This window comes from Ruegeria sp. AD2(2025) (assembly GCF_056542385.1).
This window is the reverse complement of record NZ_JBQFZS010000003.1, coordinates 49,723-64,468: the sequence shown is the minus strand read 5'-3', so window position 1 is coordinate 64,468 and position 14,746 is coordinate 49,723. Positions and strand designations below refer to the sequence as shown.

The following is a 14,746-nucleotide window of genomic DNA, read 5'->3' as shown; positions in this document are numbered from 1 at the left end:
AGATGGACTACGAGCGATTTTTTAACCAGAGCCTTGATGCCCTTCGGGATGAAGGGAATTACCGTGTTTTCATCGACTTGCAACGCCGCTGCGGTGCCTTCCCCAATGCGCGCCAGACCGATGGAGCGGTCGAGCGTGACGTGCGGATCTGGTGCTCGAACGATTATCTGGGCATGGGACAGCACCCCGCTGTGATCGGTGCGATGCATGACGCGCTGGACCGCTGCGGCGCGGGGGCGGGGGGCACGCGCAACATCTCGGGGACGACCCATGATCACGTCCTGCTGGAACGTGAACTGGCCGATCTGCACGCCAAGGAAGACGCGCTGCTGTTTACCTCGGGCTACGTGTCGAACTGGGCGGCGCTGGGAACGCTGGCGTCGAAAATACCCGGTCTGATCGTGTTCTCGGATGCGCTGAACCATGCCTCGATGATCGAAGGCATCCGCCATTCGCGGGCGCAGAAGGTGATCTGGAAGCACAATGATCTGGAAGACCTCGAGGCGAAGCTGGCCGCCGCCGATCCCGATGCACCGAAGATGGTGGCGTTTGAATCGGTCTATTCGATGGACGGTGACATCGCACCTATCAAGGAAATCTGTGATCTGGCCGACAAGTACGGCGCGATGACTTATCTGGACGAGGTCCACGCCGTTGGCCTGTATGGCCCGCGCGGTGGCGGCATTGCCGAGCGCGAAGGTCTGATGGATCGCCTGACGGTGATCGAAGGCACGCTGGGCAAGGCGTTCGGTGTGGTTGGCGGCTATATTGCCGCGTCGGCCGCGCTGTGCGATTTCGTGCGCAGCTTTGCCAGCGGGTTCATCTTCACCACTGCTCTGCCGCCGTCGATTGCCGCCGGGGCCGCTGCGTCGATCCGCCATCTGAAGCAATCGAACGCTGAACGCGATCTGCAGAAGGCCCGCGTGGCCGAGGTACGCGCGCGGCTGGATGCGGAAGGTATCCCGCATCTGCCCAACCCCAGCCATATCATCCCGGTGATGGTGGGCGATCCGGTGAAATGCAAGTTCATCTCGGACACGCTGCTGGAAGAGTTCGGAATCTATATTCAGCCGATCAACTATCCCACCGTGCCAAAAGGGACCGAGCGCCTGCGGATCACCCCCTCGCCGGTGCATACGGATGAGGATATCGATCATCTGGTCGGCGCATTGTCGGCGCTGTGGCAGCGCTGCCAGATCGCGCGGATGCCGATGGCTGCACAATAACACCAAAGCGCCCCTTCGCTTGGGAAAGCGCCGCCCTTCAGGGGCGGCGTTTTTCTTTGGTCAGATCAGGTAGAGGCCGAAGACGGTCAGCGCGAAGCCCGTCAGCACCAGGGTGAAGCCGCGCAGCCAGGCGGGACTGGCGGCAAGGTCCAGATAGCGCGCAAGGATGATGCGGGATTTGGCCAATGCGAGGATCAGGATGCAAGCGCCGAGGGCTTTGGGGGCTATCGGCAAAAGTGTCAGAATCGCAGATGCAATGCTGAGCGCCAGAAGGGCGAGCCATGCGCGTGTGAGCGCATTCGAAAGCCTCCGGCGGGAGTATTTTCGAAAAGATGAAGGTCCGGGCATCGCCTTTATCCCAGCAGGTAGATCACGGGAAAGAGCATGATCCAGACCAGATCGACCATGTGCCAGAACTGCGCGCCTGCCTCGATGTTCCGGGGATCGTCGCGCCATGCGACCAGAAGCAGGATGGCGATGCCGGCCAGCACATGCGCGGCGTGAAAGCCGGTGAGCAGATAGTAGAACAGGAAAAACGGATGGGTTTCGTAGGTGATGCCTTGCGCGGCTTTGCCTGCGTATTCCGCGCCTTTTATGATCAGGAACACAACGCCCAGCGCAGCCGCCGCAATCAGCGCCATTCGGGCGGCGGCGCGGCGCGCGGCTTGCCGCCAGTGCAGGGCCTGCGCGGCGAGATAGCCGGACGTGATCAGGACGGCGGTGTTGAGCGCCGCGCCAGTGCGGTAGAGATGCGATTGTGCCTCGGCAAAACCCGCGGGGTCGGTCAGGCGCACGCCCATGAACGCGATCAGCCCTGCGCCGAAGACCAGCAATTCCGAGATGATCAGCACCCACATCAGCAACTCGCCCGGAAGCTCGTCGATGAGGGAAGTGCTGCTCATGCGCCGACCAGTTGGCGGTAAATCTGCGGCAGCGCCATGGTCAGGCGGTGCGGGTCGGGGATGACGGCGAAACCGCCTTGACCGAACATGCGCGGGAACCAGCTTTTGCCGGTTTTGTCGATGGTGACGCCAAAGACCGATTGCCCGGCGCGGCGGGCCTCGCGGACGGCCATGCAGGTGTCTTCGATACCGTGGCGACCTTCATAGTGATCCAGATCGTTGGGCTTGCCATCAGTGATGACCAGTAACAGGCGACGTTTGCGGGATTGCTCTGCCAGATCGGCAGAACAATGGCGGATCGCTGCGCCAAGCCTTGTGTAGTGGCCGGGACGGAGGGATGCGATGCGTTGTTCGACAGTTGACCCCATCGGCTCATCAAACTGCTTGCAGCGCTGCACATAGACGCGCTGGCGTTTCAGCGAGCTGAAGGCGTGGATGGCGAAATCGTCTCCGCAGGCGTTCAGGCCCCACGCCAAAGCGGCCAGCGCCTCGCGTTCGATGTCGATTACAGCGCGACCGGTGACGGCGCTTTCGGTGGAGCGGCTGACATCCAGTAGGATTGAGACCGCCAGATCGCGCGCCTCGGGGCGGGATTGCATCCAGATGCGCTCATTGCCTTCGCCGCTGGCATGGCGGTCAGTCTCGGCGCGTACGGCGGCCTCGATATCCAGTTGATCACCGTCCAGATGGCCACGCGTCATGACGCGGCCCGGGCGCAGGGCCTCGAACTGGCGTTTGACGGCGCGGATGCGGCGGGCGGTGGCGGGGTCCTTGCCGAATTCCGCCGCGTCTTCGCGGATGTCGGCGTCGGACAGCAATACGTTCACATGCTCCGGCAGGTACTGTCCGGTGCGCACATCCCATTCGGGATATAGAATGCGGCCAGACAGACGTTCGCGGTTCACGTCCTCGGGCGCGAGGTCCAAGTGCAGTTTCAGCTTGGTCGGCGGGGCCTTGGAGATCTGGCCCAGCCCGATCTCTTCCTGATCGTCGGCGGCTTTCTTGGCGTTATCGGGGTCGTCGTCGTCGATGCGGCGGTTGATATTCAGGAACTCGGCCCAGCTTAGGATTGCTTCGAACTTATGCAGGATGAAACTGTCGCTGCGGTTCGCCTGATCCGATTTGCGGCGGCGGGCGCGGTGGGTTTTCTCGCCCGACTCCTCGGGTTCACCTTCCGTGTCAGGGTTTTCGACCTCGTTATGTTCGGAAACGCCAACCGCGCGCAGTTCGGGCCACAAGGGCACAGGGCGCATCGGCTGATAACCGCCGGGGGCGGTCAGGTCGTCGTCTAGCGTCAGAAGCTGCTCGGCTTTCTCAGACAGCGGCGCGGGGTCGCCCAGCATATGGCGAACCAGTTCCTCAACCGCAGCCTCAACCGGCGGCAGGCCGGGAATGTCACGGTGGTGCAGGACGCCCTTGCAAAGCTCGGTATAAAGCGGGCGCAGGCCGGGGGCGTCGTCGAGCGTCGCCGCTACCATGTCCTGCGCTGCCATCAACGCGCGCAGATCGGCGCGCAGTGGATCATCTTCGTCAATTCGTGTTCCGGCATGGGCGGCAGCAGCGGCAAGCCAGACATACAGCGCGCCGTTGGCTTCACGCGCGGGGAATACGGCAAGCCGGTCGGGCAGACGCAGAACTTCGCCATCGAAGGACGCGCGCGGCATCAACTCGGCCTCGGTTGCCAGTTTGCGACGCCAGCTCAGGCGGTGGCGTGAAATCTCGGGTGAGACCGGGCGCAATTCAACGCCCGGGCTACCCCCAAGTCCTCGGAAGAGGACGGCCAGCCGCCCCGCGACCTCTGAGAGGTCGACCGCGGCTCCAACATGCACCTCAGGTGCATCGAGGCGGCTGGCAAGGGTGTGCCACAGTTTCCCGATCGTTTCTTCGGGTTCCCATGGCTCAAAATCGATCCTGACCATCGGCCGGCCTCACCCAAAGACAGCCGTGACAAGATCGAGGAGCCCGCGTTTGATGTCCTCATCATCCGTCAGAGGTTCAACCATAGCGGCAAGGATGGCGCGGTCGGTGGACATGCCCTGTGCGATCAGCGTCGCGGCATAAACGACCAGACGGGTGGAGACGCCTTCCTCAAGGTCCTGACCCTTGAGCCCGCGCAGCTTGTTCGCCAGCCGGATCAGCGGCTTGCAGCGTTCCAGCGGCAAGCCGCTTTCCTGCGCGACAACCTCGGCCTCCATCTCAGGCGACGGGAAGTCGAATTCCAGCGAGATAAAGCGCTGACGGGTCGAGGGTTTCAGGGTTTTCAGGATATTCTGGTATCCGGGGTTGTAGGATGCCACCAGCATGAAGCCGGGTGCGGCCTCAAGCTCTTCGCCCGTACGGTCGATCGGCAGGATGCGCCGGTCGTCGGTCAGCGGGTGCAGCACGACGGTGACGTCCTTGCGGGCCTCGACCACCTCATCCAGATAACAGATCGCACCTTCACGCACCGCGCGGGTCAGGGGGCCATCGACCCAGACGGTTTCTCCGCCTTTCAGCAGATAGCGCCCGATCAGGTCAGCGGCGGCAAGGTCATCGTGGCAGGCCACGGTGTAAAGCGGGCGGCCGAGCTTGGCGGCCATATGCGCCACAAAGCGGGTTTTGCCGCAGCCTGTCGGGCCTTTCAGCAGAACCGGCAGGTCATTGGTGTAAGCGGCGCAGAAGACGTCGCATTCATCGCCCTGGGCGAGGTAGAAGGGGGCGCTTGCCGCCCCCTCTGTCTGTTTCATGGAGCCGTCCATAGTCATCACTCCGCAGGGGTTTCAGCTGCGCCGGGTTCAATGATCTCTTTCCGGGGAACCCAGATCGAGTAGATGAACAGCAGCGCCCCAAGGACCACGACGATGCCAGAGCCAAGGCGCATCCAGTAGAAGATGGCGACCTGATCCTGCACATCCATGAAGTAGTCGCCTACGACCCGTTGCATGTGCGTCTGAACGGTTCCGGCAAAGGTCAGCACGAAGGTCATGAAGACCATGCCGCTGGTCATCAGCCAGAACGAGCCCATGTTCAGAACCTGATTATAGGGATCGCGGTTCTTGAGGATTGGCATCGCATAGCTGAAGATCGCCAGATTGAGGCAGACATAGGCACCGTAAAAGGCCAGGTGACCGTGAGCTGCGGTGATCTGCGTGCCGTGGGTGTAATAGTTCACACCGTGCAGCGTGTGCAGGAAGCCCCAGACACCGGCCCCGAAGAAAGCCAATGTGGCACAACCCAGCGACCACAGCAGAGCGGCCTTGTTCGGGTGGTCACGACGGCCCTTCCAGACCATGACGAAGGCAAAGGCCATCATCGCGAAGAACGGGATCACTTCGAGGCTCGAGAAGATCGACCCGATCCACTGCCAATACCCGGGGGTACCGATCCAGTAATAGTGGTGCCCTGTGCCAAGGATGCCCGAGAACAGTGCCGCGGCGACGATGACATAGAGCCATTTCTCGACGATCTCACGGTCCACACCGGTCAGCTTGAGCATCAGGTAGGCGAGGATCGAGGCCATGATCAGCTCCCACACGCCTTCGACCCACAGGTGGACAACGTACCACCAGTATTGCTTGTCCAAGGACAGGTTGCCGGGGTTATAGAAGGCAAACAGGAACAGCAGCGCCAGACCCCACAGACCCAACAACAGGATGTTGGTGATGGCGGTCTTCTTGCCCTTCAGAACGGTCATCGACACGTTGTAAAGGAAGATCAGCGCGGCAACGACGATGCCCGCCTTGACCCATTTGGGCTGTTCAAGGAACTCGCGCCCCTCTTTACCCAGCAGCCAGTTGCCTTCGAACAGGTTGAAGACATATGTCACAACCACGCCCAGCGTGCCGACCACGAGGATGATCAGCTGCAGATAGGCCAGTTTGGGCGAATGGATCTCACGCTCGGCCTCTTCCGGGATCAGGAAATAGGCCGCCCCGAAGAAGCCCAGGATCAGCCAGACGATCAGAGAGTTGGTGTGCAGCATCCGCACGATGTTGAACGGCAGAAGCTCGCTCAGGAAGTTCGGGAAGACATAGATCAGACCGGCCAGAAGGCCGCCGATCACCTGTATCGCGAACAGGGCCATGGCTACGGCGAAGTAGGCGTAGGCGATTTTTTGGGATTCGTATTTCATTGTCCTTGTCCCTTTCTCAGCCTGCCTCGTTGGGCGGCCAGCCCTGCGCGTCGATATTGTCGGTCCAGATCAGGAAGTTTGCCAGATCGCGGATCTCTTCGTCGCTGAGGTTGAAGTTGGGCATTTGCCGGCGACCGGGAATGCCGGTCGGTTGTGCTTCCATCCAGCCCTTGAGCGATTCAAAGGCCGATTCCGGGTCGTCCAGGACGCCCCAACGGGTCATTACATTCGCGACTTCAGGCGCATAGTAAGCCCCTTCACCCATGATCGTGTGACAGTTGATGCAGGCGTGTTTTTCCCAGACATGCTTGCCCCGAACCACACTTTCATCGAGCTTTGCCGAGTTTTCGGAATTCACGATGTACAAGTGCGAATGGGCCGACAGGGCCAGAAAGATAAGAATGAAGAACAGTGACCCGCCATAGAATATGTTGCGAGCCATGCTCTTTGTCATGACTTCTCGCATTGCGCTCTCCTTTGCGCAGATTAGTTCGTATGGTGACAATGGCGGTTGGGCCGCGGGGCTTCCTTAACGAAAGTCAAGACTGCGTGAGGGAATGGTTACAACCTTGGAATATATGAATATTCAGGCCGCACGCGGACCGGTCAGGGCCGACCACATGGCGATCAGATAGAGCGCAAAGGCCCCGATCCACAGCCCGTCCACCAGCAACATCACGGTCAGATAGCCGGTGGTCAGATCCGATCCCACCCATCTGAGAATCGCCGCCAGCGCCATCAGCCCATAGGCCACCGCCATCGGCGGCGGCGCGATCAGCGCCCGCCCGCTATGGCCCAGCGCGGCGCGGCTCATGACCGCCAGGGTCATGCCGCCAACGCAGCCGATGCCCAGAACATGCAGCGCCGCGATTTCATTGCCGATGCCCAGCAGGGACAGGCCCCACAGGATCAGGCCCAGCGCCAGCATCCCCAGCCCGACATGCAGGGCGATCAGGATCGGCTGACGCAGCGCCCAGACCGACCGCCAGCGCACCATCCGCAGGATCTGCACCGCGCCAAGCAGCAGCGCGACCACGCCGGTTACCGGGCCGAGGCCCAGCACAAGCGCGCTCAGCGGGAGCACAAGGGCAATGACCATTCCGGCCTTGTCCAGCGCCGCCACCGAGACGGGCCACGCCGCCTCGGGCGCGCCGTCGCGTTTCATTGCGTTGCGGGTGAAGGCGGGGGTGATCCGCCCGCCCAGAATCGCGATCATCGAACATAAGGTCAGCAACCCTGCGCGCAGGCCGAGATTCAAAGTATCATCGGTGACCCCAATCCATTCCAGATGGGTCAGAAGATTGGCAACCCAGATCAGGCTGAGCAGCAGCAGGAACACCATATTCTGCGGTTTTGGGCGTCGGATCAGCTGAGTCGCGATCTTCGCTGCCAGAATCGGCACGAAGGCCAGATCAAGCACAGCTACCAGCACCGGCGGCACCACGCCCGAGAACCACATCGCCAGACGGCCCAGCAGCCACAGGCCCGCGGCCAGGGTGATGAACCGGGCGCGCGCCTCGGGCGCTCCGGTCCAGTTTGGCACGGCAGTCAGGAAAAACCCGCCCAGCGCGGCGGTCGAATAGCCAAAGATCATCTCATGCGCGTGCCACATCGGTGGGGTCATCGCATAAGAAGGATCAGCGTAGGGCACCGCCCCGGTCTGCGTCATGAGCCAGATACCCCAGACGCCGCCCACGAACAGGCCATAAAGCCCGGCGGATAGGAAAAACACCCGAAACCCCTCGCCCAAAACGCGTGCGATGACTGCCGACATGCCTGCTCTCCTCGGCCCTGATGGCGTTGGCGCAAACCCTAGCGGGGATCGGATCGGGTTGACTTAACCAAGATCAAGAAGGGCAAAAGATATCTCAAAAACCTTTGTTTTGCGGGGCCGTTTTTTGGTCCCGCAGCCCAGTTTGCGCGCCTTCCGTTGACTTTCGTCAAGGATGACATCCGCGTGATGTCCCACCCTAGGACCTGCCTCACCAGCAAACGGAGAGTGATCATGTCACTTGGAATCAGCTACACAAAAGCCAGCCGCACTCTGGGTGTTGGTCTGGCGATGCTGCTGGGTTCTGCGGCCGCACCGGTCCTGGCCCAAGAGCCTACATTGAGCGATGAAGCCTTTGAATCCTCCAAGCAGCTTTACTTTGAACAATGCGCGGGCTGCCACGGCGTCCTGCGTAAAGGTGCGACCGGTAAGAACCTCGAGCCGCACTGGAAAAAGACCGCAGCCGACGGCACCGTGACCGAAGGTGGCACCCTTGCCCTTGGGCAGGAACGTCTTGAAAAGATCATCGCCTGGGGTACCGAAGGCGGGATGAACAACTTCTCGGACATCATGACCGAGCAGGAAATCAAGGATATGGCGACCTACATCATGATGGAGGCCCCCAAGCCGCCTGAAATGTCGCTGGATCAGATGAAGGCCACCCGCAAGGTCTATGTCGAAGAAGCCGACTATCCGACCGAGCCGCTGCACGGCCGCAACTGGGAAAACTTCTTTGTCGTCATCGAACGTGACGTGGGTAAAGTTGCCATCATCGACGGCGACACCAAGGAAGTTCTGGTTCACATCCCGACCGGTTATGCGGTGCACGTGATCAAAGCGTCCGAGCACCACAAGCTGGAAGAACCCGACAACCCGGGCCGCTTCTGGTACACGATGGGCCGCGACGGCAAGATGACCAAGATCGACCTCTGGCAAACGCCGGACAAGATGTTGGTATCCGAAGTCAAGATCGCCTACGACGCGCGTGACGTGGCCATTTCCGGCGACGGCAAATACGTGATCGGTGGGGGCTACTGGCCGCCGCACTTCGCGATCGTCGATGCCGTGACCATGGAACCGCTGAAGGTCGTCTCGACCCGTGGCGTGAACGTGGATGGCGACTATGTCGAAGAAAGCCGCGTGGCTGCGATCTACACCACCCCGAACGAGCCGAGCTGGCTGGTTGCGGTGAAAGAGCTGGGCCAGATGTGGCAGGTCGACTATTCCGACCTCGACAACCTGCGGATCGACAAGATCGACACCGCCAAGTTCCTGCATGACGGGTTCTTCGACCCGACAGGCCGGTACTTCCAGATCGCCGCAAACGCGTCGAACAAGATGGTTGTTGTCGACACCAAGGATCGCAAACTGGAAGCGTTGATCGACGTTGCCGCCCTGCCGCACCCCGGCCCCGGCGCCAACTGGAACGATCCGAACTGTGGTCCTGTAGCCGGTACGACTCACCTTGGCGTGGGCACCGTGACTGTCTGGGGCAACGACCCCGAAGGCCGTCCGGACGACGCCTGGAAGGTCTGCTACGAAGTTGAAACCGACGGCCCCGGCCTGTTCATCCGTACACACCCCAATTCGAAATACGTGTGGGCGGACCAGACCAAGCACCCCGAGCCTGAGATTCAGCAATCGGTGCAGGTCATCGACAAGGAAACCGGTGAGATCGTGAAAACGATCCAGATCACCGAAGAGGAAGGCAACGCTGCCGTTCACTTCGAATTCAACGCTGACGGCACCGAGGTCTGGGTTTCCAAGTGGAACCTGGCCGACTCGAAAGAGCCCAACGGCGAGATCGTGATCTTTGACGCGGAAACCCTGGAAGAGAAAACACGCATCAAGGGCCTGTTCGCTCCGACCGGTAAGTTCAACGTCTACAACCGTTCGAACCACGTCACCTGACGGGTTCAGCACCTGACACCGGAAAGGGCGGGCCCCTCGCCCGCCCTTTCCCCGTATTAGACATCAGCCAATCCACAGGCCTGACACCGAAGGCCAGAGAAGAAAGCCAACGGAGACCGGATATGACCTCCGAACCGGAAAAGAAAAAACCAATCTGGCGCCGGTATTTCCTGTGGGGAATGCCCGTGGCCGGCATCGCCGCAGCCTTTGCCGCCGGCATCATCTTCTGGGGCGGGTTCAACACCGCCATGGAAGCGACCAACACCAAGGATTTCTGCATCTCGTGCCACGAGATGCGCGATTTCGTCTACGAGGAATATACCGGCACGATCCATGACGTGAACCGGTCGGGCGTCGGTGCCGTCTGTTCCGATTGCCACGTGCCGAAGGACTGGACGCATAAGATCATCCGCAAGATCAAGGCCAGCAAAGAGCTGTATGGCAAGATGGTCGGCACCATCAACACCCGCGAGAAATTCGAAGCCAAGCGCGTGCATCTGGCCATGAATGAGTGGGAGCGGATGAAGGCCACCGACTCGCGCGAATGCCGCAACTGTCACGATTTCGAATCGATGATGCCCGAGTTCCAGAAACCCCGCGCACGGCAGCAGCACCTGAACGCGATGACCGTGGGTCAGACCTGCATCGACTGTCACAAGGGGATTGCACACTCGGATGCGCGGGACCGGGCCGAGGAAGAGTATCTGGAGAAACTCGAAGCCCCGAATCCTGACTTTATCCGCGAGATCCCGGCCGAATATCTGGCCAGCCTTGAGCGGATCGAAGCCAAGGAAGCCGCAGAGGCCGAGGCTGAGAAAGCCGCCCGTGCAGCGCAGCAAGAGGCCGTGCAGGCACAGATTGCAGCCGCTGTTGATGCAGCTGTGGCCGAAGAACGCGCCAAGGCCGCTGGCGATGAAGCCGCAGCGCCCGCAGGCGGCGGTGGCGGCGGCGAAGTCGCGACCAGTTTCGACTGGAACGCGGTTGCCAGCGCCGACTTGAAACTGTTCTACCCCGGTCAGGCTTCGTTTGAATGGGTGCAAAACGGCAAGTTCCATGGCGGTGCGCGTCCTCTGACCAAGGGCGGTGATCAATGCACCACCTGTCACGCCAAGGAACTGGACACGATCGGCAACAAGATCGTCGCCGGTGGCGAGTTGGAACCAACGCCGATCCCCGGCAAGCGTGGCGTGATCGATGCGACCGTGCAGGCGGCCCATGATGATGAGAACCTGTATATCCGTCTGCAATGGCCGGATGCGGGCCATAACCCGGCACCCTTCGTCGATGGCGGCAAGATGGACCCCGAGAACCAGATCAAAGTGGCGATGATGATCACCGGCACTGGCATCGAGATGGGTGATCAGGTGGGTTGCTGGGCCTCGTGCCACGCAGACAATACCTACATGCCCTTCGCGCCCGAGGCGGATGCAATTGCCGCCAACGGAGATGTCTCGGGCCGTCTGACCGCGCAGGACACGGTGACCAAATACATCAGCGAAAGCCGCACCGAGGTCGACACCAAAGGTCGCCGCGGCAAGCCGATGGGCGGCTGGGACAAGCTGCACGCCGCCGAACAGATTGAGCAGTATCTGGCCGACGGCACCTATCTGGACCTGATGCGTGTCTACGCCGACGGCAGCGCCACCAACGGGTATCTGCTGGAACAGCGCGTGGTCAATGACGGCGAGATCGCTGCCTCGGCCAGCCTCGATGGTGGCATCTGGACTGTGGTCTTCACGCGCCCGCTGAACTCGGGCGCAGCAGGTGACGTGCCGCTGGAGGCGGGCAAAACCTACACGGTTGGGTTTGCCATCCACGATGACTTTGCCGCCGCGCGGTTCCACCATGTTACACTGGATACCAGCCTGGCGCTGGATGATGACAGCGCCTTCATTAACGTGGTCAAACAATAAAGGATGGGGCCGGGCAATCCGGCCCCTTTCCACAAGAAGAGGAGTGATCGATGAAACCCCAACACCTTCTTCCCGCGCTGTTGCTTTTGGCGTCCCCCGCGCTGGCCGCAGATGACGACATCGCCGCCACCTGCGCCGAGGCCGAAGAGCGCTATGTCGAACTGTTCGGCCAGCCCTCATCGGCGGTCGAAGATGCCGAGGTGGTGCTGATGTACAAATACCTCTTTTGCCCGGTTGAACTGACAGTCAAGGCAGGCACCACGGTACGCTGGGTGAATGTCGACAAACGCACCAGCCATTCGGTTCTGCTGAAAGACGGCAGCGAACCCGAAAGCGACCGGCTGTTTCCCGAGGAATCGGTGGACATGACTTTCCTCACTCCCGGCCCGCAGGATTACCTGTGCGGGCCGCATTGGGAGACACAGAACATGATCGGAATGATCACCGTCGAACCCTAAGCCGAGGCAACCATACAGGCGCGAAAGAGGAGCGCGGGCGCAAAACCCGCGCTCCTTAACTTTAGTCAAGGAGGTTTGTTTTGGATTGCGCCAGTCTGACCCCATGACACGCCCGGCTCACCCAGCAACGTCACCGGATCGCGCAGGACCTTCGGGCTCAAGGAACATTCAGACCAAGCGAGTTCACACATGAGCGGTAAGGTTTTTCTGATTGGCGCAGGCCCCGGCGACCCCGAACTGATGACCCTGCGCGCCCTGCGGATGCTGCAAGAGGCGGATGTGGTGGTTTATGACCGTCTGGTCTCGGACGATATCCTGAATCTGCATGCGGATGGTGCGCGGCTGATCCCTGTGGGCAAGGCCCCCAAGTGCCATACGGTGCCGCAAGATCGCATCAATGACATCCTCGTCGAAGAAGCCCGCGCAGGCCATACGGTTGCGCGTCTAAAGGGCGGCGATCCGATGATCTTTGGCCGTGGCTCGGAAGAGGCCGCGTATCTGATGGCAAATGGCATCCCGGTCGAATACGCACCTGGGATCACGGCCGCGCAGGGCGCGTCCTGCTCTACCGGTGTACCGCTGACCCATCGCGGGTTGGCGACCTCGGTGCAATATGTCACCGGGCATCGGCAGGCCGACAAGGTGCTGGATCTGGACTGGAAACGCCTGGCCGATCCCGACTCGACGCTGGTCGTCTATATGGGCGTTGCCAATATCGGCCAGATCGCAATGGGGCTGATGACCGAGAACCTGCCCGGCTCGACCCCAATTCTGGCCGTTGGCAAAGCCACCACCCCCGAGGAACGCCGTATGGTGTCCCGGCTGGACAGGCTGGCGGCGGATGTGCGCGAGGCTGATCTGAAAGCCCCGACATTGTTCATCATCGGCAAGGTGGTTTCGCTTTATTCGGAACAGCCTGTGGCTGAGTTATTGGAGCAGGCTCATGGCTAAGCTTGGCCGTAGAAAACCGACACAGCGACCGTCGGCGGGGCACAAGGGCTGGACCGCGCGTGCCACCCTCTCAACGGCTGTGCTTTTGGCCACAACAGCCTTTGCTGCCGACACGCTCGACCCCAACGCCCTGAAACGCCTTGTCCATCAGGATTGCGGCTCGTGTCATGGGCTGTCGCTGAAGGGCGGCCTTGGCCCCGATCTGCGATCCCAAACCCTTGAACATTATGACGCCGAGGTTCTGACCGGCGTGATCCTCGATGGCATCCCCGACACCGCGATGCCCCCCTGGCGGCCCCTGATTAGCGAAGAAGAGGCCGAATGGATCGCCCGTTACCTGCTGGCACAGGAGGCACAATGAAACAGCTGATCCTCACCCTTGCCGCCACCCTGCTGATGACCACTGCACAGGCGGAACCCACAGCGACCGGAGATCTGGGCCTTGTGATCGAACGCGCCAAAGGCTCGGTCCTTCTGGTCGATCAATCCGACCGTGTCGCGCTGGCCCGGATCGAAGGGCTGGGCGACCTGTCCCATGCCTCGCTGGTCTATTCGCCCGATGAACGCTTTGCTTATGTCTTCGGCCGTGACGGCGGGCTGACCAAGGTCGATATCGTCACCCGTCAGATCGTGAACCGCGTGGTGCAGGCTGGCAATGCCATCGGCGGTGCGATTTCGGATGACGGTAAACTGGTCGCCGTGTCGAACTATGAACCCGGCGGCGTGCGTGTCTTTGATGCGGACACGCTGGAAATGGTCGCTGACATTCCCACCGACAGCAAAACCATCGGTCTGGTCGACGCGCCGGGTCGCCGGTTCGTGTTCACCATGTGGGACACGGGTGAGACCTGGATTGCCGACTTCGCCGAGGGCGACCCTGCGATCACCAAGATCCCCGACATGGGCAAGAACCCCTATGATGCGCTGATCACCGCCAATGGCCGCACTTACATCACAGGCCTGTTTGGTGAGGACGGTCTGACCGCGCTGGACCTGTGGTCTGAGACGCCCGAACCGATCCGCGTGCTGCCCAACTACGGGCGCGGGCAAGAGGAAATGCCGGTCTACAAGATGCCCCATCTGGAGGGCTGGGCGCTGACGGGGCGCGAGTTCGTCCTGCCCGCCGTCGGCCATCATGAGGTTCTGTGGATCGACGCCGACACCCTGTCTGAGACCGGGCGTACCCAGACCCATGGCCAGCCGGTCTTTGCCATGGCACGACCCGACGGGCGGCAGGTCTGGGTGAATTTCGCCCACCCGCTGAACGACACGATTCAAGTGATCGACAGCGTCAGCAAAGAGATCATCCACGAATTCAAACCGGGCCCCGCCGTGCTGCATATGGAGTTCACGCCGCGCGGGCATGAGGTCTGGATCAGCGTGCGCGATGCCAACAAGGTCATGGTCTACGACACGCAGAGCTTCGAGAAACTGCGCGAGATTGAGGCTGACAGCCCCTCGGGCATCTTCTTCACCGCACGCGCGCACAGAACGGGGCTGTAA

14 protein-coding genes are annotated in these 14,746 nt (G+C 61.2%); 7 read left to right on the top strand and 7 right to left on the bottom strand.

Features of this window, described 5'->3' with window-relative positions:
- Window positions 1-2: 2 nt before the first annotated feature.
- Window positions 3-1,226, top strand: a complete 1,224-nt coding sequence (hemA, locus tag ACR1XV_RS07725) for a 5-aminolevulinate synthase (RefSeq protein WP_480529954.1) — start codon at window positions 3-5, stop codon at window positions 1,224-1,226.
- A gap of 60 nt (window positions 1,227-1,286) precedes the next feature.
- Here the strand turns inward: hemA and ACR1XV_RS07720 are convergent, their stop codons facing one another.
- From ACR1XV_RS07720 to ACR1XV_RS07690, 7 genes are all read right to left on the bottom strand, one after another.
- A complete protein-coding gene (locus ACR1XV_RS07720; protein WP_480529952.1) occupies window positions 1,287-1,574 on the bottom strand; it encodes a cytochrome C oxidase subunit IV family protein in 288 nt (95 codons plus the stop codon).
- Between the two features lie 5 nt (window positions 1,575-1,579).
- Window positions 1,580-2,128 carry a cytochrome c oxidase subunit 3 gene (locus tag ACR1XV_RS07715; protein ID WP_480529950.1) on the bottom strand — a complete coding sequence of 183 codons (549 nt, stop codon included), beginning with the start codon at window positions 2,126-2,128 and terminating at the stop codon, window positions 1,580-1,582.
- Window positions 2,125-4,047 carry a nitric oxide reductase activation protein NorD gene (locus ACR1XV_RS07710; protein WP_480529948.1) on the bottom strand — a complete coding sequence of 641 codons (1,923 nt, stop codon included), beginning with the start codon at window positions 4,045-4,047 and terminating at the stop codon, window positions 2,125-2,127. Before ACR1XV_RS07710 ends, ACR1XV_RS07715 begins: the two co-directional genes overlap by 4 nt.
- Before the next feature lie 9 nt (window positions 4,048-4,056).
- Complete coding sequence (locus ACR1XV_RS07705; protein WP_480529946.1) at window positions 4,057-4,866, bottom strand: AAA family ATPase; 810 nt, start codon at window positions 4,864-4,866, stop codon at window positions 4,057-4,059.
- 5 nt (window positions 4,867-4,871) lie between these two features.
- Window positions 4,872-6,239, bottom strand: a complete 1,368-nt coding sequence (locus ACR1XV_RS07700) for a cbb3-type cytochrome c oxidase subunit I (protein ID WP_480529944.1) — start codon at window positions 6,237-6,239, stop codon at window positions 4,872-4,874.
- A 16-nt stretch (window positions 6,240-6,255) separates the two neighbouring features.
- The gene (locus ACR1XV_RS07695) at window positions 6,256-6,705 is read right to left on the bottom strand and encodes a c-type cytochrome (protein ID WP_480529942.1); all 450 of its coding nucleotides are present in this window, start codon (window positions 6,703-6,705) and stop codon (window positions 6,256-6,258) included.
- Window positions 6,706-6,825: 120 nt separating this feature from the next.
- Window positions 6,826-8,013 (bottom strand): NnrS family protein, encoded by a 1,188-nt coding sequence (locus ACR1XV_RS07690; protein ID WP_480529940.1) that lies wholly within the window; start codon window positions 8,011-8,013, stop codon window positions 6,826-6,828.
- A gap of 231 nt (window positions 8,014-8,244) precedes the next feature.
- On the opposite strand from ACR1XV_RS07690, the gene ACR1XV_RS07685 reads away from it, so the two are divergent.
- From ACR1XV_RS07685 to ACR1XV_RS07660, 6 genes are all read left to right on the top strand, one after another.
- Complete coding sequence (locus tag ACR1XV_RS07685) at window positions 8,245-9,921, top strand: cytochrome D1 domain-containing protein (RefSeq protein WP_480529938.1); 1,677 nt, start codon at window positions 8,245-8,247, stop codon at window positions 9,919-9,921.
- A 122-nt stretch (window positions 9,922-10,043) separates the two neighbouring features.
- On the top strand, window positions 10,044-11,834 hold the full coding sequence (locus ACR1XV_RS07680) for a NapC/NirT family cytochrome c (protein ID WP_480529936.1): 1,791 nt from the start codon (window positions 10,044-10,046) through the stop codon (window positions 11,832-11,834).
- 50 nt (window positions 11,835-11,884) lie between these two features.
- The gene (locus ACR1XV_RS07675) at window positions 11,885-12,292 is read left to right on the top strand and encodes a cupredoxin domain-containing protein (protein WP_480529934.1); all 408 of its coding nucleotides are present in this window, start codon (window positions 11,885-11,887) and stop codon (window positions 12,290-12,292) included.
- Window positions 12,293-12,481: 189 nt separating this feature from the next.
- Window positions 12,482-13,243 (top strand): uroporphyrinogen-III C-methyltransferase, encoded by a 762-nt coding sequence (cobA, locus tag ACR1XV_RS07670; protein WP_480529932.1) that lies wholly within the window; start codon window positions 12,482-12,484, stop codon window positions 13,241-13,243.
- Window positions 13,236-13,604: a c-type cytochrome gene (locus ACR1XV_RS07665; protein ID WP_480529930.1), complete on the top strand. Its 369-nt coding sequence runs from the start codon at window positions 13,236-13,238 to the stop codon at window positions 13,602-13,604. Before cobA ends, ACR1XV_RS07665 begins: the two co-directional genes overlap by 8 nt.
- Window positions 13,601-14,746 carry a cytochrome D1 domain-containing protein gene (locus ACR1XV_RS07660; RefSeq protein WP_480529928.1) on the top strand — a complete coding sequence of 382 codons (1,146 nt, stop codon included), beginning with the start codon at window positions 13,601-13,603 and terminating at the stop codon, window positions 14,744-14,746. The genes ACR1XV_RS07665 and ACR1XV_RS07660 overlap by 4 nt, the downstream gene beginning before the upstream one ends.

Excerpts from the sequence above, each read along its gene's own strand:
- ACR1XV_RS07715 (WP_480529950.1), bottom strand. The coding sequence starts at position 2,128 with ATGAGCAGCACTTCCCTCATCGACGAGCTTCCGGGCGAGTTGCTGATG.
- ACR1XV_RS07665 (WP_480529930.1), top strand. The coding sequence starts at position 13,236 with ATGGCTAAGCTTGGCCGTAGAAAACCGACACAGCGACCGTCGGCGGGG.
- ACR1XV_RS07705 (WP_480529946.1), bottom strand. The coding sequence starts at position 4,866 with ATGGACGGCTCCATGAAACAGACAGAGGGGGCGGCAAGCGCCCCCTTC.
- ACR1XV_RS07660 (WP_480529928.1), top strand. The coding sequence starts at position 13,601 with ATGAAACAGCTGATCCTCACCCTTGCCGCCACCCTGCTGATGACCACT.
- ACR1XV_RS07720 (WP_480529952.1), bottom strand. The coding sequence starts at position 1,574 with ATGCCCGGACCTTCATCTTTTCGAAAATACTCCCGCCGGAGGCTTTCG.
- ACR1XV_RS07675 (WP_480529934.1), top strand. The coding sequence starts at position 11,885 with ATGAAACCCCAACACCTTCTTCCCGCGCTGTTGCTTTTGGCGTCCCCC.
- ACR1XV_RS07690 (WP_480529940.1), bottom strand. The coding sequence starts at position 8,013 with ATGTCGGCAGTCATCGCACGCGTTTTGGGCGAGGGGTTTCGGGTGTTT.
- hemA (WP_480529954.1), top strand. The coding sequence starts at position 3 with ATGGACTACGAGCGATTTTTTAACCAGAGCCTTGATGCCCTTCGGGAT.
- ACR1XV_RS07680 (WP_480529936.1), top strand. The coding sequence starts at position 10,044 with ATGACCTCCGAACCGGAAAAGAAAAAACCAATCTGGCGCCGGTATTTC.
- ACR1XV_RS07685 (WP_480529938.1), top strand. The coding sequence starts at position 8,245 with ATGTCACTTGGAATCAGCTACACAAAAGCCAGCCGCACTCTGGGTGTT.
- ACR1XV_RS07710 (WP_480529948.1), bottom strand. The coding sequence starts at position 4,047 with ATGGTCAGGATCGATTTTGAGCCATGGGAACCCGAAGAAACGATCGGG.
- cobA (WP_480529932.1), top strand. The coding sequence starts at position 12,482 with ATGAGCGGTAAGGTTTTTCTGATTGGCGCAGGCCCCGGCGACCCCGAA.
- ACR1XV_RS07700 (WP_480529944.1), bottom strand. The coding sequence starts at position 6,239 with ATGAAATACGAATCCCAAAAAATCGCCTACGCCTACTTCGCCGTAGCC.
- ACR1XV_RS07695 (WP_480529942.1), bottom strand. The coding sequence starts at position 6,705 with ATGCGAGAAGTCATGACAAAGAGCATGGCTCGCAACATATTCTATGGC.